Below are 17,983 nucleotides of genomic sequence, written 5' to 3'. Positions count from 1 at the left end.
AGGGAGAGGGAATTTTCGGCATTAACGCTTCAGCGCGTCACTCAGCTCATCACGCATGTTTGCCAGCATGGCTTTAACAACGCGTGGGTTACCCGCAACGATGTTGCCGGTAGACATGTAGTTATGGCCGCCGGTGAAATCACACACCAGAGCGCCTGCTTCACGCGCGATCAGCTCGCCCGCAGCAAAGTCCCACGGCTTCAGTGCCAGTTCGAAGTAACCGTCAACACGGCCGGTCGCAACATAAGCCAGATCCAGCGCAGCAGAACCGGTGCGACGGAAGTCCGCGCATTCGGTGAACAGTTTGCCCAGGATGTTCATATAGGTGGTAGCGTGCTGTTTGGCTTTGAACGGGAAGCCGGTCGCCAGAATGGTACCGTCCAGATCGCGTGCATTGCTGCAGCGCAGACGATAGCCGTTCAGCTGTGCGCCCTGACCGCGGGTCGCGGTGAACAGTTCGTTACGCATTGGATCGTACACAACGGCGACTTCAGTACGGCCTTTAATGCGTACTGCGATAGACACAGAGAAGTGTGGCAGGCGTTTGACGAAGTTGGTGGTGCCATCCAGTGGATCGATAACCCATTGAACATCCTGATCGGTACCTTCATGTTCACCGCTTTCTTCGGTGATGATGGTGTGCTGCGGGTAAGATTTGCGGATCGTTTCGATAATAATCGCTTCTGCGGCTTTATCGACGTTAGTCACGAAATCATTGCTGCCTTTCTGGCTGGTTTCTACGGAGTCTGGCGTTTCGTAGTGTTTGGCAATTACATTACCCGCCTTGCGCGCTGCGCGCACGGCGATGGTCAGCATCGGATGCATCGGTCTCTCTCACTGGATGTTAAAGAACAGGAAAATCGGCGCAGAGTATAGCAGCGGGATCGGATTATGTCTCCCGTTTATGATAATATGCCGGAATATTCTTCAGACGCTGAATTCAGACATTAAAAACTATGCTGCAAAACATTCGAATCGTGCTGGTTGAAACATCGCATACCGGCAACATGGGCTCGGTTGCCCGCGCTATGAAAACCATGGGCTTAACGAACCTCTGGCTGGTCAACCCGCTGGTGAAACCTGACTCGCAGGCTATTGCCCTGGCGGCCGGTGCCAGCGACGTCATCGGCAATGCCCAGATCGTCGATACCCTTGACGAAGCGCTGGCCGGCTGCAGCCTCGTTGTCGGTACCAGCGCGCGTTCGCGTACGCTGCCGTGGCCAATGCTCGATCCGCGCGAATGCGGTCTGAAAAGTGTGGCAGAAGCTGAACAGGCACCCGTTGCGCTGGTCTTTGGTCGCGAGCGCGTTGGCCTGACCAACGACGAACTGCAAAAATGCCATTACCATGTCGCGATTGCCGCGAACCCGGAGTACAGCTCGCTGAACCTGGCGATGGCGGTACAGGTTATCGCCTACGAAGTGCGTATGGCCTGGCTGGCAACGCAGGAAAATGAGCGTACTGAGCCTCAGGAAGAGACCGCCTATCCGCTGGTGGACGATCTTGAGCGCTTCTACGGTCATCTGGAGCAGACGCTGCTCTCAACCGGCTTTATCCGCGAGGGCCATCCAGGCCAGGTGATGAACAAGCTGCGCCGTCTGTTCACCCGCGCGCGTCCGGAAAGCCAGGAGCTGAACATCCTGCGCGGAATTCTGGCGTCGATTGAGCAAAAGAATAAAGCGTAGTGTCGGTTTCCCCCTCTCCCCGTGGGAGAGGACTGGGGTGCGGGCATCAGACCGTACCCCACAAAAAACGGCACAGAAGGTTAAATACCTGACTAAAACAGTCAAGTAAATAGTTGACCATTTTAGTCAGGAATGTCAGACTTGGCCCTGCTATGCAATACCCCATTTTACTATAAAAAACCCCGGGCAGGGGCGAGTTTGAGGTTAAGTAAGACATGAGACTGACATCTAAAGGGCGTTATGCCGTGACCGCGATGCTGGACGTTGCGCTCAACTCCGAAGCGGGCCCGGTTCCGTTGGCTGATATTTCTGAACGACAAGGGATCTCCCTCTCTTATCTGGAACAGCTGTTCTCCAGACTGCGTAAAAATGGACTGGTTTCCAGCGTTCGTGGCCCAGGCGGCGGCTATCTGCTGGGTAAAGACGCGGGCAGTATTGCAGTTGGTGAAGTGATTAGCGCAGTTGACGAATCCGTTGACGCGACCCGTTGCCAGGGTAAAGGCGGCTGCCAGGGCGGCGATAAGTGCCTGACCCACGCGCTGTGGCGCGATCTGAGCGATCGTCTGACCGGCTTCCTGAACAACATCACCCTCGGTGAACTGGTGAATAACCAGGAAGTTCTGGATGTCTCTGGTCGTCAGCACAGCCATGATTCACAACGCAGCACCCGCGCGCAGGACGCTATCGACGTTAAGTTACGCGCGTAATAAAAAGATAAGTATTTCAGAATCAGGCCGGGGCGAGGACTCGCCCCGTGTACTCGGTCGTACATCCAGCCGGTTGCCTGATTCCTTGCATTGAAGCGATGTACGGAGTTTAAAGAGCAATGAAATTACCGATTTATCTCGATTACTCCGCAACCACGCCGGTGGACCCGCGTGTTGCCGAGAAAATGATGCAGTGTCTGACCCTGGACGGAAACTTTGGTAACCCAGCTTCCCGTTCACACCGTTTTGGCTGGCATGCTGAAGAGGCGGTGGATATCGCCCGTAATCAGATTGCTGACCTGGTGGGTGCCGACCCGCGTGAGATTGTTTTCACCTCCGGTGCGACCGAATCCGACAACCTGGCGATCAAAGGTGCAGCCAACTTTTATCAGAAAAAAGGCAAGCACATCATCACCAGCAAAACCGAACACAAAGCCGTGCTGGATACCTGCCGCCAGCTGGAGCGTGAAGGGTACGAAGTCACCTACCTGGCACCACAGAGCAACGGTATCATCGACCTGAAAGAGCTCGAAGCGGCCATGCGTGATGACACCATTCTGGTTTCCATCATGCACGTAAACAACGAAATCGGCGTAGTGCAAGATATCGCGACCATTGGCGAAATGTGCCGTGCGCGCGGCATCATCTATCACGTTGATGCGACCCAGAGCGTGGGTAAACTGCCTATCGACCTGAGCCAGCTGAAAGTTGACCTGATGTCCTTCTCCGGCCACAAAATCTATGGCCCGAAAGGTATCGGCGCACTGTACGTTCGTCGTAAGCCACGTATCCGCATCGAAGCACAGATGCACGGTGGTGGTCACGAGCGCGGCATGCGTTCTGGTACGCTGCCTGTTCACCAGATCGTGGGCATGGGCGAAGCATACCGCATTGCAAAAGAAGAGATGGAAACCGAGATGGCGCGCCTGCGCACGCTGCGTAACCGTCTGTGGGACGGCGTGAAAGATATGGAAGAAGTGTATCTGAACGGCGATCTCGAGCAGGGCGCACCTAACATTCTCAACGTCAGCTTCAACTATGTTGAAGGCGAATCGCTGATCATGGCGCTGAAAGACCTGGCCGTTTCTTCCGGCTCTGCCTGTACGTCTGCAAGCCTGGAGCCATCCTACGTGCTGCGCGCGCTGGGTATGACTGACGAGCTGGCACACAGCTCTATCCGTTTCTCTTTAGGTCGTTTCACTACCGAAGAAGAGATTGACTACACCATCAAGCTGGTTCGCAACTCCATCGGCCGTCTGCGCGACCTTTCTCCACTGTGGGAAATGTTCAAGCAGGGCGTGGATCTGAACAGCATTGAATGGTCACATCACTAATCGGTACATAAGGAGAATTCAATCATGGCATACAGCGAAAAAGTTATTGATCATTACGAGAACCCGCGCAACGTTGGCTCTTTTGACAACAGCGACGAAAGCGTTGGTAGCGGTATGGTTGGCGCGCCAGCATGTGGCGACGTGATGAAGTTGCAGATTAAAGTCAACAATGAAGGTATCATTGAAGACGCGCGCTTCAAGACCTACGGCTGCGGTTCTGCTATTGCCTCCAGCTCCCTGGTCACTGAATGGGTGAAGGGTAAGTCTCTGGACGAAGCACAGGCAATTAAGAACACGGATATTGCTGAAGAACTCGAACTGCCACCAGTGAAAATTCACTGTTCTATCCTGGCAGAAGACGCGATCAAAGCCGCCATTGCGGATTACAAAAGCAAACGTGAAGCAAAATAATTGAGGTTTGAGTATGTCGATTACCCTTAGCGACAGCGCTGCCGCGCGAGTAAGCTCTTTTCTGGCGAACCGTGGTAAAGGCTTTGGCCTGCGACTGGGCGTACGTACCTCCGGCTGTTCTGGTATGGCTTACGTACTGGAGTTTGTTGATGAACCGGCGTCCGATGACACCGTGTTTGAAGACAAGGGCGTGAAGGTGGTGGTCGATGGCAAAAGCCTGCAATTCCTCAACGGCACTCAGCTGGACTTCGTTAAAGAAGGCCTGAACGAAGGGTTCAAATTCACGAACCCGAACGTCAAAGACGAGTGTGGTTGCGGCGAAAGCTTCCACGTTTAACCGCGCGTCATCCGAAACCCCACCGTGGCGTTACTCGCTACGCGTGGGGTTTGTTCTAACAGGCTACCCCTGAGATTGTTATGGATTACTTCACTCTCTTCGGACTACCCGCTCAATATCCGATTGATCTCCAGGCGTTGACGATCCGTTTTCAGGATTTGCAGCGGCAGTACCATCCGGACAAATTTGCCAGTGGTACTCAGTCAGAGCAATTAGCTGCGGTATCGCAATCCGCGACCATCAACCAGGCCTGGCAGACGCTGCGCCATCCGCTAACGCGTGCAGAGTATCTGCTCTCGCTCCACGGTTTCGATCTGGCGAGCGAACAGCATACCGTGCGCGACACGGCGTTTTTGATGGAACAGCTGGAGCTGCGTGAAGAGCTGGATGAGATTGAACAGGCCAAAGACGAAGCGCGTCTGGAAAGCTTCATTAAGCGCGTGAAGGGCATGTTCGATACCCGCCATCAGCAGATGGTGGAGCAACTGAACAACGAGACCTGGGACGTGGCGGCAGATACTGTGCGCAAACTCCGTTTTCTCGATAAACTGCGAAGCAGTGCTGAACAACTCGAAGAAAAGCTGCTCGATTTTTAATTTCGGAAGCAATTATGGCCTTATTACAAATTAGTGAGCCTGGCTTAAGTGCCGCACCGCACCAGCGTCGTCTGGCGGTGGGTATTGATCTGGGCACCACCAATTCTCTCGTGGCGACCGTGCGTAGCGGCCAGGCGGAAACGCTGGCTGACGAGCAGGGCCGCCATCTGCTGCCTTCCGTGGTCCACTACCTGCAGCAGGGTCACGTGGTTGGCTATGACGCCCGCGCCAATGCCGCGCGCGATCCGGCCAATACTATCAGCTCTGTAAAGCGCATGATGGGCCGCTCGCTGGCCGATATTCAGACCCGTTACCCGCATCTGCCGTATCAGCTCCAGGCCAGTGAAAACGGCCTGCCGATGATCGCGACTGCGGCCGGTCTGCTGAACCCGATCCGTGTTTCTGCTGATATCCTGAAAGCGCTGGCGGCGCGCGCGACGGCGACGCTCGGCGGCGATTTAGACGGCGTGGTGATCACCGTTCCGGCCTATTTTGACGATGCTCAGCGTCAGGGCACCAAAGACGCCGCGCGTCTGGCGGGCCTGCACGTGCTGCGCCTGCTGAACGAACCGACGGCAGCGGCAATTGCCTACGGCCTCGACTCCGGTCAGGAAGGGGTGATTGCGGTTTACGATCTCGGTGGCGGTACCTTTGATATCTCGATCCTGCGCTTAAGCCGTGGCGTGTTCGAAGTGCTGGCAACCGGCGGGGATTCCGCACTGGGCGGCGATGACTTCGACCATCTGCTGGCCGATTTTATTCGCGAGCAGGCAGGCATCAGCGATCGCAGCGATGCTCGCGTACAGCGTGAACTGCTGGATGCGGCCATCGAGGCAAAAATTGCGCTGAGTGATGCACAGTCAGTCACCGTGAATGTCGCAGGCTGGCAGGGTGACATCTCTCGCGAACAGTTCAACGACTTGATCGCTCCGCTGGTGAAACGTACCCTGCTGGCCTGTCGCCGTGCACTGAAAGATGCGGGCGTTGAGGCTGAAGAGGTGCTGGAAGTGGTCATGGTGGGAGGTTCAACCCGTGTGCCGCTGGTGCGCGAGCGCGTGGGCGAGTTCTTTGGCCGCACGCCTCTGACCTCCATCGACCCGGACAAAGTGGTTGCCGTGGGGGCCGCTATCCAGGCCGATATTCTGGTTGGCAACAAGCCGGACAGCGAAATGCTGCTGCTGGACGTCATCCCTCTGTCGCTGGGTTTAGAAACCATGGGCGGCCTGGTGGAGAAAGTGATCCCGCGTAACACCACCATTCCGGTGGCGCGCGCGCAGGAGTTCACCACCTTCAAGGACGGCCAGACCGCGATGTCCATCCACGTGATGCAGGGCGAACGCGAGCTGGTGCAGGACTGCCGTTCTCTGGCACGCTTTGCGCTGCGTGGTATCCCGGCGCTGCCTGCGGGCGGGGCGCATATTCGCGTCACCTTCCAGGTGGATGCGGACGGCCTGCTGAGCGTCACTGCGATGGAAAAATCCACCGGTGTTGAATCATCTATTCAGGTGAAACCATCCTATGGTCTGACCGATGGCGAAATCGCCTCCATGATTCAGGATTCAATGAGTTACGCTGAGCAGGATGTGAAGGCGCGTATGCTGGCTGAACAAAAAGTTGAAGCCGCACGCGTGCTGGAAAGCCTGAACGGCGCGCTCGCTGCCGATGCCGCGCTGTTAAGCGCCGCTGAGCGCCAGGTCATTGACGACGCTGCCGCACACTTAAGTGCCGTAGCGCAAGGCGATGACGCTGATGCAATAGAAGAAGCCATTAAAAACGTTGATAAACAAACACAGGACTTTGCTGCTCGCCGCATGGACAAATCTGTCCGCGTCGCGCTGAAAGGCCAGTCCGTGGACGAGGTTTAATATGCCAAAGATTGTTATTTTGCCTCATGCGGACCTCTGTCCGGATGGTGCTGTTCTGGAAGCGAAGACCGGTGAAACCATTCTCGATGTTGCCCTGCGTAACGGTATCGAAGTGGAACACGCCTGTGAAAAATCCTGTGCCTGCACTACCTGCCACTGCGTCGTGCGTGAAGGTTTCGACTCTCTCGCCGAGAGCACCGAAGACGAAGACGACATGCTGGATAAAGCATGGGGTCTGGAGCCAGACAGCCGCTTAAGCTGCCAGGCGCTGGTGACCGATGAAGATCTGGTCGTGGAATTCCCACGCTACACCATCAACCACGCACGCGAGCATTAATATGGGACTGAAGTGGACAGACAGCCGTGAAATCGGCGAAGCGCTCTACGACGCGAACCCGGATCTTGATCCGAAGACCGTACGATTCACCGACATGCACCAGTGGATCTGCGATTTAGAGGATTTTGACGACGATCCAAACGCATCCAATGAAAAAATTCTGGAGGCGATTCTGTTAGTCTGGTTAGATGAAGCAGAATAAATCACCTTACGGGCTGCCTTCAGGCGGCCCGTTTGCTAATAAGGATAAATAAAATGACCGAAGCGATGAAGATTACGCTCTCCACACAGCCTGCAGACGCACGCTGGGGAGAAAAAGCCACGTACAGCATCAACAACGACGGTATTACCCTGCACCTGACGGGCAAAGATGATTTGGGCCTGATCCAGCGCGCGGCGCGCAAAGTGGATGGTCTGGGCATTAAGCATGTCACCCTCGACGGCGAAGGCTGGGACACCGACCGCAGCTGGGCGTTTTGGGCGGGCTACAAAGGGCCGAAAGGCACCCGCAAAATTGAGTGGGCGAACCTTGATGCCGCGGGGCAGAAAGAGCTGGAAAGCCGTCTGACCATTATCGACTGGGTGCGCGACACCATCAATGCCCCGGCAGAAGAGCTGGGCCCGGAACAGCTGGCACAACGTGCTGTTGACCTGCTGTGTGGTGTGGCGGGCGACAAAATGTCTTACCGCATCACCAAAGGTGAAGATCTGCGCGAGCAGAACTACATGGGCATCCATACTGTAGGACGTGGTTCTGAGCGTCCTCCTGTGCTGCTGGCTCTGGATTACAACCCAACTGGCGATAAAGAAGCGCCAGTCTTTGCTTGCCTGGTCGGGAAAGGCATCACTTTCGATAGCGGTGGCTACAGCCTGAAACAGAGCGCGTTCATGGATTCCATGAAGTCCGATATGGGCGGCGCGGCCACCATTACCGGCGCGCTGGCGTTTGCTATCACCCGTGGTCTGAACAAGCGTGTGAAGCTCTACCTGTGCTGTGCTGACAACATGGTGAGCGGCAATGCCTTCAAGCTGGGTGATATTATTCGCTACCGCAACGGCAAAAACGTCGAAGTGATGAACACCGACGCCGAAGGCCGTCTGGTGCTGGCCGATGGCCTGATCGACGCCTCTGCCCAAAAACCAGAACTGATCATCGACATGGCGACCCTGACCGGCGCAGCGAAAACCGCGCTGGGTAACGACTACCATGCGCTGTTCAGCTTCGACGACAAACTGGCCGCGCGCCTGCTGGCAAGTGCTGCCGCTGAGAACGAGCCGTTCTGGCGTCTGCCGCTGGCCGAGTTCCACCGTAACCAGTTGCCGTCCAACTTTGCCGAGCTGAATAACACCGCAAGCGCGGCGTACCCGGCAGGTGCGAGCACCGCAGCCGGTTTCCTGTCTCACTTTGTTGAGAACTACCAGGAAGGCTGGCTGCACATCGACTGCTCTGCAACGTACCGTAAAGCGGCGGTTGAGCAGTGGTCTGCGGGCGCAACGGGTCTGGGTGTGCGTACCGTGGCGAACCTGCTTACGGCTGAGTAATTGTTATGTCCGAAACCAAAAACGAATTAGAAACCCTGCTGGAGCAGGCGGCAACCGAGCCTGCCCATCGTCCGGCATTTTTCCGCACGCTGCTGGAATCCACCGTCTGGGTGCCGGGTACCGCCGCGGAAGGTGAGCAGGTCGTAGAAGACAGCGCGCTGGATCTGCTGCACTGGGAGAAAGACGACGGCACTTCGGTGATCCCGTTCTTCACCTCACTGGAAGCGTTGCAGCAAGCCGTTGAAGACGAACAGGCGTTCGTGGTGATGCCGGTACGTACCCTGTTTGAAATGACGCTCGGCCAGACACTGTTCCTCAACGCGAAGCTGCCGACCGGAAAAGAGTTCACCCCGCGTGAAATCAGCCATCTGATTGGCGAAGAGGGTAACCCGCTCAGCACGCAAGAGGTGCTGGAAGGGGGCGAAACGCTGCTGTTGTCTGAAGTGGCGGAACCGCCTGCGCAGATGATCGATTCGCTGACCACGTTGTTCAAAACCCTGAAACCGGTAAGACGCGCGTTCCTCTGTTCAATTAAAGAGCATGCAGACGAACAGCCGGTGTTGCTGATCGGTATTGAAGCTGATGGTGATATCGACGAGATCATTCAGGCGGCGGGCAGCGTGGCCACCGATACGCTGCCGGGTGATGAGCCGATTGATATTTGCCAGGTGAAGAACGGAGAGAAGGGCATCAGCCACTTTATTACTGAGCATATCACCCCGTTCTATGAGCGTCGCTGGGGCGGTTTCCTGCGCGATCTCAAAACCACGCGGATCATATAAACTTTTCGGGGTGAATATTCACCCCGTGAGTTTATCTGGTGGGTTCAACCGGCAAATCGTCTCGGGCTCCCCATTCGCTCCAGGCGCCGTCATAGAGCGTCACGTCGTTTACACCGAGCGTGGCGAGCGCCAGGATCACCACGCAAGCCGTTACGCCGGAGCCACAGCTGGCAATAATCGGACGGTGTAAATCCACACCCTGACTCTCAAAAATAGCGCGAAGTTCGTCAGTGGTTTTCAGTTCGCCTTCAAATACCAGATCGCCCCACGGTACATTCAGTGCGCCCGGGATGTGACCGCGCTTCAGACCTGGACGCGGCTCATCCGCTTCGGCATTGAAACGCGGAGCTGGGCGGGCATCGACGATTTGTGCCGTTTTTTCATGGCTAACCACCAGTACGTCGGTCAGGCGTTTCACCACATGTGGGGCAAACGTCGCATCGAAATCGCCTTCCGCCAGCGTGACTTCGCCCTGTTGCAGCGGCAGTTCATCGCGCTTCCAGCCAGCCAGACCACCTGCCAGAATCGAGACCTTTTCGACGCCGAAGTTTTTCAGCATCCACCACGCGCGCGGCGCGGAGAAGAGGTTGCCCTCATCGTAGACAACCAGATGCTTGTCCTGGTTGATGCCCAGCTCGCGCATCGCCACTGAAAAGGCTTCCGCACGTGGCAGCATGTGTGGCAGGGGAGTGGTGTGATCGGAGAGGGCTTCAATATCAAAATATACCGCACCAGGCAGGTGGCCTGCGCGGTACTCCGCGACCATATCGCGGAGATGTTCCTGCCCGGCTGGGGCCATTCGCGCATCGATAATCTGGACTTCCGGGTCGTCGCTGTGCTCAATGAGCCAGTCGGCGGCGACAAAATATGAGGTAGTCATGGGGTGCCTCCATTCTTTTCCGTAAAAAAGAATTGTCGGTGTTTTTTCTGACGTCGACAAGCAAACTGCGTTCAAGTCGCGAGCCACCCCTTAATTTTACGGATTCTCAAATTGGACTTTTTGAATTAGTGAAACTTGCGGATAATACTTATCCGGACGACGACCAACAGGCTCCATGGGCCAGGGACAAAGGATGAAACCGTTTCGCTTAGCTGCGCTCTCTCTCGCGCTGCTCACCACGTTTACGCTTGTCGGCTGTGATAACAGCGACGATAAATCTCAGGCTGCGGCTCCCGCAGCATCCACAGCCACAACACCAAAAGCGGCGGAAAAACCCGATGCTGAAAAGCTGGCCAAACTTGCGGCACAGAGTCAGGGTAAAGCGCTAACCCTGCTGGATGCTTCTGAAGTGCAGCTCGATGGCGCATCAACACTGGTGCTGACCTTCTCTGTTCCACTGAATCCCGATCAGGATTTCGCGAAAACAGTGCATGTTGTGGATAAGAAAAGTGGCAAGGTTGACGGGGCGTGGGAACTTGCGCCGAACCTGAAAGAGCTGCGTCTGCGCCATCTGGAGCCCAATCGCAATCTGGTCGTTACCGTTGAACGTGGCCTGCAGGCGCTGAACAAAGCGACATTCGGAATTGATTATGAAAAAGCGTTGACCACCCGGGATGTTGAACCGACGGTCGGTTTCGCCAGCCGGGGCTCACTGCTGCCGGGCAAGGTGGTGGAAGGTCTGCCGGTGATGGCGCTCAACGTCAACAATGTGGACGTGAATTTCTACCGCGTGAAGCCGGAATCGTTGGCCTCGTTTGTCAGTCAGTGGGAATACCGTAATTCGCTGACAAACTGGGAATCTGACAATCTGCTGAAGATGGCGGATCTGGTATACACCGGGCGTTTTGACCTCAACCCGGCGCGCAATACGCGCGAAAAATTACTGTTGCCGCTGAAAGATATTAAGCCGCTTCAGCAGTCTGGGGTTTATATCGCGGTGATGAACCAGGCGGGGCACTATAACTACAGTAACGCCGCGACCCTCTTTACCTTAAGTGACATTGGGCTGTCCGCTCACCGTTATCATAATCGTCTGGATATCTTCACCCAGAGCCTGGAAAACGGTGCGGCGCAGTCCGGTGTGACCGTCACCCTGTTGAACGATAAAGGGCAGACGCTTGCCGAAGCGAACAGCGATGGCGATGGTCATGCAAAGCTTGAGACCGACAAAGAGGCCGCGCTGATCCTTGCCAGTAAAGACGGGCAAACGACGCTGCTTGACCTTAAGTTACCGGCCCTCGATCTGGCGGAGTTTGATATTGCAGGTGCGCCGGGCTACAGCAAGCAGTTCTTTATGTTTGGCCCGCGCGATCTCTACCGCCCGGGCGAAACGGTGATCCTTAACGGTTTGCTCCGTGACAGTGACGGTAAACCACTTCCCGATCAGCCCGTGAAACTTGACGTGCTACGTCCGGATGGGCAGGTGGCGCGCACGATGGTCGTCCAGCCAGAGAACGGCCTCTATCGCTTTAACTATCCTCTGGACAGCGGGGCGCAGACCGGCATGTGGCATGTCCGTGCCAACACGGGGGATAACCTGCAGCGTTTGTGGGATTTCCACGTCGAAGATTTTATGCCAGAGCGTATGGCGCTGAATCTGACTGGACAAAAAACGCCGGTTTCACCGCAGGATAACGTCGACTTCAACGTGGTGGGGTATTACCTGTACGGTGCGCCGGCCAACGGTAATTCTCTGCAGGGCCAGCTTTTCCTGCGTCCACTGCGTGAGGCCGTCGCTGCGCTGCCGGGCTTCCAGTTTGGTGATATCGCCGAGGAAAACCTGAGCCGCAGTCTGGATGAAGTTCAGTTGACTCTCGATGATAAGGGGCGTGGGCAAGTTTCTACCGAAAGCCAGTGGAAAGAGGTGCACTCCCCTCTGCAATTGATTCTGCAGGCCAGCCTGTTGGAATCCGGGGGACGTCCGGTGACGCGTCGTGCTGAGCAGGCCATCTGGCCGGCGGCTGAGCTGCCGGGTATCCGTCCTCAGTTCGCCAGCAAAGCCGTTTATGACTACCGTACCGATACGACAGTTAACCAGCCAATTGTCGATGAAAATGGCAACGCCAGCTTTGACATCGTGTATGCCGATGCCAGCGGGGCGAAAAAGGCCGTTTCCGGGTTACAGGTTCGCCTGATCCGTGAGCGCCGGGACTACTACTGGAACTGGTCAGAAAGCGAAGGCTGGCAGTCGCAGTTTGATCAAAAAGATCTGATCGAAGGCGAGCAAGAACTGAGTCTTAAGGCCGATGAAACCGGCAAAGTCACTTTCCCGGTAGAGTGGGGCTCATACCGTCTTGAAGTTAAAGCACCTGACGAGATGGTTAGCAGCGTGCGCTTCTGGGCAGGGTATAGCTGGCAGGATAACAGCGACGGTACAGGAGCTGCGCGCCCTGACCGTGTGACGTTGAAACTGGATAAACCGTCTTATCAGCCAGGGGATACGATTCAACTGCATATTGCTGCGCCGGCGGCAGGCAAAGGCTATGCGATGATCGAATCCAGCGAAGGTCCGCTGTGGTGGAAAGAGATCGACGTACCGGCAAACGGGCTTGATCTCTCTATTCCGGTGGATAAGGCCTGGAAACGCCACGATCTCTATCTCAGCACGCTGGTAGTGCGCCCTGGGGACAAATCCAAATCCGCTACGCCAAAACGCGCGGTGGGTCTGCTGCACCTGCCGATGGGCGATGAAAATCGCCGCCTGAATATTGCGCTCGATAACCCACAGAAGATGCGTCCAAACCAGACGCTCTCTGTGAAGGTAAAAGCCAGCGTGAAAGAGGGTGCAGCGCCACAAAAAGTGAACGTGTTGCTTTCAGCGGTGGACAGCGGGGTGCTGAACATTACCGACTACGTCACGCCTGATCCGTGGCAAGCCTTCTTCGGTCAGAAGCGTTATGGCGCAGATATCTACGATATCTACGGCCAGGTCATTGAAGGTCAGGGCCGTATGGCCGCACTGCGTTTTGGTGGTGACGGAGATGAACTCAAGCGTGGTGGCAAACCGCCGGTGAACCACGTCACCATTATCGCCCAGCAGGCCCAGCCGGTTACGCTTGATGCCAACGGGGAAGGTACCATTACGCTGCCGATTGGCGATTTCAACGGTGAGCTGCGCCTGATGGCGCAGGCCTGGACGGAAGATGATTTCGGCAGCAGCGAAAGCAAAGTCATTGTCGCCGCGCCGGTCATTACCGAGCTGAATACCCCACGCTTCCTGGCAAGTGGAGACACCTCGCGGCTGACGCTGGATCTCACCAACCTGACTGACAAGCCGCAGACGCTGAACATCGCCCTGACCGCGACCGGTAAACTGTCGCTTGAAGGCGCACAGCCGCAGCCGGTGCAACTGCCGCCGGGTGCACGAACCACCCTGTTTATTCCTGTGCGCGCGCTGGACGGCTACGGAGACGGTGAACTGACCGCGCAGGTGACCGGCCTGCAGCTTCCTGGCGAGACTTTCGCACCGCAGCAGAAGAGCTGGAAAATCGGCGTGCGTCCGGCGTTCCCGGCCCAGACGGTGAATACGGGGGCTATGCTGAACCCTGGTGAGTCCTGGACTGCACCTGCGCAGCATATCAATGGTTTCTCTCCTGCGACCCTGCAGGGGCAACTGTTACTGAGCGGCAAACCGCCGCTCAGTCTGGCGCGTTATATTCGCGAACTGCAGGCTTATCCGTATGGCTGTCTGGAACAAACTGCCAGCGGTCTGTTCCCGTCGCTCTACACCAATGCGGCGCAACTCACCGCACTTGGCATCAAAGGTGATACGGACGACAAACGCCGCGCGGCCATTGATATCGGTATCTCCCGTCTGCTGCAGATGCAGCGTGAGGATGGCGGTTTCGCTCTTTGGGATAAAAATGGCCCGGAAGAGTACTGGCTGACCGCCTACGTTACTGACTTCCTGGTGCGCGCGGGCGAGCAGGGTTACAGCGTACCTGTCGATGCGGTGAATAACGCCAATAGCCGCCTGCTGCGTTATCTGCAGGATCCGGGCATGATGTCCATTCGCTATAGCGACGATACTCAGGCCAGCAAGTTCGCCGTACAGGCTTACGCTGCACTGGTGCTGGCGCGTCAGCAAAAAGCGCCACTGGGTGCGCTGCGTGAGATCTGGGAGCGCCACGGGCAAGCGGCTTCCGGGCTACCGCTGATGCAACTGGGTATGGCACTTAAACTGATGGGTGATGCTCCGCGCAGCCAGCAGGCGCTGGAGCTGGCACTCAAAACACCGCGTAACGACAGTAAAACCTGGATGGCCGATTACGGTAGCGTCCTGCGTGATAACGCACTGATGCTCTCCCTCCTGGAGGAGTACAAGCTGCTGCCGGATTCGCAAAATACGCTGTTGAATGCCTTGTCTGAACAAGCCTTCAGCCAGCGCTGGTTGTCCACTCAGGAGAGTAATGCGCTGTTCCTGGCCGGACGTTCGCTGCAAACCTTGTCAGGGGCATGGCAGGCGAAAACATCGTTGTCTGATACCGCTTCAGGTGGGGATAAGTCGCTGATCCAAAATGTGAATGGCGATCAGCTTGGCGCGCTGCAGGTGACCAATACCGGTACGACACCGCTGTGGGTGCGCCTGGACAGTACGGGTTATCCGGAATACGCGCCTCAGCCAGCCTCTAACGTATTGCAGGTTGAACGCCATATTCTGGCAACCGACGGCAGCACTAAGTCTCTTTCTGAGCTGATAAGCGGGGAGCTGGTGCTGGTGTGGCTCGAAGTCAAGGCCAGTCAGAACGTGCCTGACGCGCTGGTTGTCGATCTGCTCCCGGCTGGGCTGGAACTGGAAAACCAGAACCTGGCGAGCAGTAGCGCCAGCCTGCAGGATAGCGGTAGCGAAGTGCAGAACTTGCTCAGTCAGATGCAGCAGGCCGATATTCAGCATATGGAGTTCCGTGACGATCGCTTCGTGGCGGCAGTTCCTGTCAATGAAGGACAGCCGGTGACGCTGGTCTACCTGGCCCGTGCGGTCACGCCGGGAACCTACCAGGTGCCGGTTCCGATGGTTGAATCCATGTATGTTCCGCAGTGGCGGGCAACGGGTGCGGCCAGTGGCCCGCTGATTGTTGTTCCGTAATATGCTGATGGTACCTTTGATACGCTCCCGCTGGCTTTGGCTGGCGGGAGCGCTTCTCGTTTTATGGGGGCTCATCTTCGTTGCGGACCGCCTGTGGCCGTTGCCTCTGAAAGAGGTCAACCCTGCGCGGGTCGTGGTGGATGAAAAGGGGACGCCGCTCTGGCGTTTTGCCGATAGCGACGGGATCTGGCGCTACCCGGTGACGATTGAAGAGGTCTCTCCCCGTTATCTTGAGGCCCTGATCCAGTATGAAGATCGCTGGTTCTGGGATCATCCTGGCGTGAACCCTTTCTCTGTTCTTCGTGCGGCCTGGCAGGATCTCTCTTCCGGAAAGGTTGTCTCTGGCGGGAGCACGCTCACCATGCAGGTGGCGCGCCTGCTGGATCCACATCCGCGTACCTTTGGCGGCAAAATTCGTCAACTCTGGCGGGCGATGCAGCTGGAATGGCATCTTTCCAAACGCGAGATCCTCACGCTCTATCTCAACCGCGCCCCGTTTGGCGGCACGTTGCAGGGGGTGGGAGCCGCAAGCTGGACCTATCTCGGCAAACCGCCGTCGCAGCTCAGCTATTCCGATGCGGCGCTGCTGGCGGTGCTTCCTCAGGCTCCGAGTCGTTTACGCCCGGACCGCTGGCCTGAACGGGCCGAAGCGGCGCGCAATAAAGTGCTCGACCGGATGGCGACGCAAGGCGTCTGGTCTGCAAAACAGGTCAAAGAATCCCGTGAAGAAGCGGTATGGCTGGCACCACGACAGATGCCGCAACTGGCGCCGCTCTTTGCACGGATGATGCTCGGTAAAAGTCGCGACACGAAAATTGTCACCACGCTGGATGCCGGACTGCAACGGCAGCTGGAAGAGCTGGCGATGAACTGGAAATCCCGCCTGCCTGCACGCAGCTCGCTGGCGATGATCGTGGTCGATCATACCGATATGAAAGTGCGCGGCTGGGTGGGATCGGTGGATATCAACGATGACAGTCGTTTCAGCCATGTGGATATGGTCAATGCGATCCGATCCCCGGGATCGGTATTGAAGCCCTTTATCTACGGTATGGCGCTGGACGATGGCCTGATCCATCCCGCGTCGTTGCTCCAGGACGTTCCAAGAAAAACCGGTGATTATCGCCCGGGGAATTTTGACAGTGGGTTCCACGGACCGGTCAGCATGAGTGAAGCGCTGGTGCGCTCCCTCAACCTGCCTGCGGTACAGGTGCTTGAAGCGTATGGGCCAAAACGGTTTGCCGGGATGCTGAGCAATGCAGGCTTGCCGCTTATACTGCCTGCGGGCGCTCAGCCAAACCTTTCTCTGATACTGGGAGGCGCAGGCGCACGACTGGCGGACATCACGGCAGCCTACAGCGCCTTTGCCCGACACGGTAAAGCGGGACGATTGCGTTTACAGCCAGGCGATCCGCTGGTTGAACGTCCGTTATTGTCACAAGGCTCGGCGTGGATTATTCGTCGTATTCTGGCGAATGAGGCGCAGCCGCTACCGGATAACGCGCTACCGCAAATCGCGCCGCTGGCGTGGAAAACAGGGACCAGCTACGGCTACCGCGATGCCTGGGCCATTGGCCTGAATGCCCGTTACGTGATTGGCATCTGGACCGGACGACCAGACGGCACGCCGGTGGCGGGGCAGTTTGGTTTTGCCAGTGCCGTGCCGCTGTTAAATCAGGTGAATAACCTGATTCAGTCGCGCTCAACGGTAGACGAAGCCCGTCTGCCGCGCGATCCGCGTCCGGAAAGCGTAGGGCGGGGCGTGATCTGCTGGCCGGGCGGCCAGTCGCTGCCGGAAGGCAGTGAAAACTGCCGACGTCGTCTTTCGACGTGGTTACTTGAGGGGAGTGAACCACCCACGCTGCTTTTACCGGAACAGGAAGGCATACGCGGCATTCGTTTCCCGGTATGGCTGGATAAAACCGGCAAACGCGTTGCGGCAGACTGCCCGGACGCAACTGAAAAAGTCCTTGATGTCTGGCCGCTGCCGCTGGAGCCGTGGCTGCCTGCAACCGAACGTCGCGCGGTCCGGGTTCCTCCCTCTTCGGCAACGTGTCCGCCGTTGTCACAGGATGCACCTGCTCCGCTCATGTTGACCGGCGTGCGCGAGGGGGCCGTTATCAAACGTCTACCTGGTGAGCCCCGCGTTTCGCTTCCCCTTCAGGTGACCGGCAATAGCGGCGAGCGCTGGTGGTTTTTGAACGGTGAACCGCTGAGTGTGAAAGGAAGAGTTTACACATTACAGCTTGATAAATCGGGTGATTATCAGTTACTCGTTATGGATGAGAGCGGGCAGGTCGCGACGGTGAATTTTACGCTGCAGTGATCAGAAAACAGCTATCAGATGTGAGCTGTTGCTAA

At 56.8% G+C, this 17,983-nt stretch carries 15 protein-coding genes; 13 read left to right on the top strand and 2 right to left on the bottom strand.

What is annotated here, in order from left to right; all coding sequences use genetic code 11:
- Positions 1-21: 21 nt before the first annotated feature.
- A complete protein-coding gene (gene suhB, locus ACJ9Y9_RS17385) occupies positions 22-825 on the bottom strand; it encodes an inositol-1-monophosphatase (RefSeq protein WP_013098296.1) in 804 nt (267 codons plus the stop codon).
- Positions 826-956: 131 nt separating this feature from the next.
- Between suhB and trmJ the strand changes: the two genes are divergently transcribed.
- The 11 genes from trmJ (at position 957) to sseB (ending at position 9,596) form a co-directional block, all read left to right on the top strand.
- Positions 957-1,685: a tRNA (cytosine(32)/uridine(32)-2'-O)-methyltransferase TrmJ gene (gene trmJ, locus ACJ9Y9_RS17380; RefSeq protein ID WP_028016083.1), complete on the top strand. Its 729-nt coding sequence runs from the start codon at positions 957-959 to the stop codon at positions 1,683-1,685.
- 215 nt (positions 1,686-1,900) lie between these two features.
- Positions 1,901-2,392, top strand: coding sequence for a Fe-S cluster assembly transcriptional regulator IscR (gene iscR / locus ACJ9Y9_RS17375; RefSeq protein WP_008502158.1), 492 nt, complete (start codon positions 1,901-1,903; stop codon positions 2,390-2,392).
- A 119-nt stretch (positions 2,393-2,511) separates the two neighbouring features.
- Positions 2,512-3,726: a cysteine desulfurase gene (iscS, locus tag ACJ9Y9_RS17370; protein WP_008502157.1), complete on the top strand. Its 1,215-nt coding sequence runs from the start codon at positions 2,512-2,514 to the stop codon at positions 3,724-3,726.
- Positions 3,727-3,750: 24 nt separating this feature from the next.
- A complete protein-coding gene (gene iscU / locus ACJ9Y9_RS17365) occupies positions 3,751-4,137 on the top strand; it encodes a Fe-S cluster assembly scaffold IscU (protein WP_003860661.1) in 387 nt (128 codons plus the stop codon).
- 13 nt (positions 4,138-4,150) lie between these two features.
- Positions 4,151-4,474 carry an iron-sulfur cluster assembly protein IscA gene (gene iscA, locus ACJ9Y9_RS17360; protein ID WP_003860659.1) on the top strand — a complete coding sequence of 108 codons (324 nt, stop codon included), beginning with the start codon at positions 4,151-4,153 and terminating at the stop codon, positions 4,472-4,474.
- A gap of 80 nt (positions 4,475-4,554) precedes the next feature.
- Positions 4,555-5,070, top strand: a complete 516-nt coding sequence (hscB, locus tag ACJ9Y9_RS17355; protein ID WP_028016084.1) for a co-chaperone HscB — start codon at positions 4,555-4,557, stop codon at positions 5,068-5,070.
- A 14-nt stretch (positions 5,071-5,084) separates the two neighbouring features.
- The gene (hscA, locus tag ACJ9Y9_RS17350) at positions 5,085-6,935 is read left to right on the top strand and encodes a Fe-S protein assembly chaperone HscA (RefSeq protein WP_028016085.1); all 1,851 of its coding nucleotides are present in this window, start codon (positions 5,085-5,087) and stop codon (positions 6,933-6,935) included.
- A 1-nt stretch (position 6,936) separates the two neighbouring features.
- A complete protein-coding gene (gene fdx / locus ACJ9Y9_RS17345) occupies positions 6,937-7,272 on the top strand; it encodes an ISC system 2Fe-2S type ferredoxin (RefSeq protein WP_014071345.1) in 336 nt (111 codons plus the stop codon).
- A 1-nt stretch (position 7,273) separates the two neighbouring features.
- A complete protein-coding gene (iscX, locus tag ACJ9Y9_RS17340; RefSeq protein ID WP_003860650.1) occupies positions 7,274-7,474 on the top strand; it encodes a Fe-S cluster assembly protein IscX in 201 nt (66 codons plus the stop codon).
- Between the two features lie 53 nt (positions 7,475-7,527).
- Positions 7,528-8,814, top strand: a complete 1,287-nt coding sequence (gene pepB, locus ACJ9Y9_RS17335; protein ID WP_028016086.1) for an aminopeptidase PepB — start codon at positions 7,528-7,530, stop codon at positions 8,812-8,814.
- A gap of 5 nt (positions 8,815-8,819) precedes the next feature.
- Positions 8,820-9,596: an enhanced serine sensitivity protein SseB gene (gene sseB, locus ACJ9Y9_RS17330; RefSeq protein ID WP_028016087.1), complete on the top strand. Its 777-nt coding sequence runs from the start codon at positions 8,820-8,822 to the stop codon at positions 9,594-9,596.
- Between the two features lie 31 nt (positions 9,597-9,627).
- Here sseB and sseA read toward each other — a convergent pair whose 3' ends face one another.
- A complete protein-coding gene (sseA, locus tag ACJ9Y9_RS17325) occupies positions 9,628-10,476 on the bottom strand; it encodes a 3-mercaptopyruvate sulfurtransferase (protein ID WP_028016088.1) in 849 nt (282 codons plus the stop codon).
- Between the two features lie 193 nt (positions 10,477-10,669).
- Here sseA and ACJ9Y9_RS17320 point away from each other — a divergent pair, with 193 nt between their 5' ends.
- The gene (locus ACJ9Y9_RS17320; protein ID WP_028016089.1) at positions 10,670-15,622 is read left to right on the top strand and encodes an alpha-2-macroglobulin; all 4,953 of its coding nucleotides are present in this window, start codon (positions 10,670-10,672) and stop codon (positions 15,620-15,622) included.
- A gap of 1 nt (position 15,623) precedes the next feature.
- Positions 15,624-17,948, top strand: a complete 2,325-nt coding sequence (gene pbpC / locus ACJ9Y9_RS17315) for a peptidoglycan glycosyltransferase PbpC (protein ID WP_028016090.1) — start codon at positions 15,624-15,626, stop codon at positions 17,946-17,948.
- Positions 17,949-17,983: the final 35 nt, after the last annotated feature.

It is taken from the genome of Enterobacter sp. CPE_E1241 (assembly GCF_045618265.1).
Classification (GTDB): Bacteria; Pseudomonadota; Gammaproteobacteria; order Enterobacterales; family Enterobacteriaceae; genus Enterobacter; species Enterobacter adelaidei.
The sequence above is the reverse complement of the archived record's forward strand: the minus strand, read 5'-3'. Positions and strand labels throughout refer to the sequence as shown.

Bases quoted from the DNA above. Each gene is read 5' to 3' on its own strand.
- suhB (WP_013098296.1), bottom strand. From the start codon at position 825: ATGCATCCGATGCTGACCATCGCCGTGCGCGCAGCGCGCAAGGCGGGT.
- trmJ (WP_028016083.1), top strand. From the start codon at position 957: ATGCTGCAAAACATTCGAATCGTGCTGGTTGAAACATCGCATACCGGC.
- iscR (WP_008502158.1), top strand. From the start codon at position 1,901: ATGAGACTGACATCTAAAGGGCGTTATGCCGTGACCGCGATGCTGGAC.
- iscS (WP_008502157.1), top strand. From the start codon at position 2,512: ATGAAATTACCGATTTATCTCGATTACTCCGCAACCACGCCGGTGGAC.
- iscU (WP_003860661.1), top strand. From the start codon at position 3,751: ATGGCATACAGCGAAAAAGTTATTGATCATTACGAGAACCCGCGCAAC.
- iscA (WP_003860659.1), top strand. From the start codon at position 4,151: ATGTCGATTACCCTTAGCGACAGCGCTGCCGCGCGAGTAAGCTCTTTT.
- hscB (WP_028016084.1), top strand. From the start codon at position 4,555: ATGGATTACTTCACTCTCTTCGGACTACCCGCTCAATATCCGATTGAT.
- hscA (WP_028016085.1), top strand. From the start codon at position 5,085: ATGGCCTTATTACAAATTAGTGAGCCTGGCTTAAGTGCCGCACCGCAC.
- fdx (WP_014071345.1), top strand. From the start codon at position 6,937: ATGCCAAAGATTGTTATTTTGCCTCATGCGGACCTCTGTCCGGATGGT.
- iscX (WP_003860650.1), top strand. From the start codon at position 7,274: ATGGGACTGAAGTGGACAGACAGCCGTGAAATCGGCGAAGCGCTCTAC.
- pepB (WP_028016086.1), top strand. From the start codon at position 7,528: ATGACCGAAGCGATGAAGATTACGCTCTCCACACAGCCTGCAGACGCA.
- sseB (WP_028016087.1), top strand. From the start codon at position 8,820: ATGTCCGAAACCAAAAACGAATTAGAAACCCTGCTGGAGCAGGCGGCA.
- sseA (WP_028016088.1), bottom strand. From the start codon at position 10,476: ATGACTACCTCATATTTTGTCGCCGCCGACTGGCTCATTGAGCACAGC.
- ACJ9Y9_RS17320 (WP_028016089.1), top strand. From the start codon at position 10,670: ATGAAACCGTTTCGCTTAGCTGCGCTCTCTCTCGCGCTGCTCACCACG.
- pbpC (WP_028016090.1), top strand. From the start codon at position 15,624: ATGCTGATGGTACCTTTGATACGCTCCCGCTGGCTTTGGCTGGCGGGA.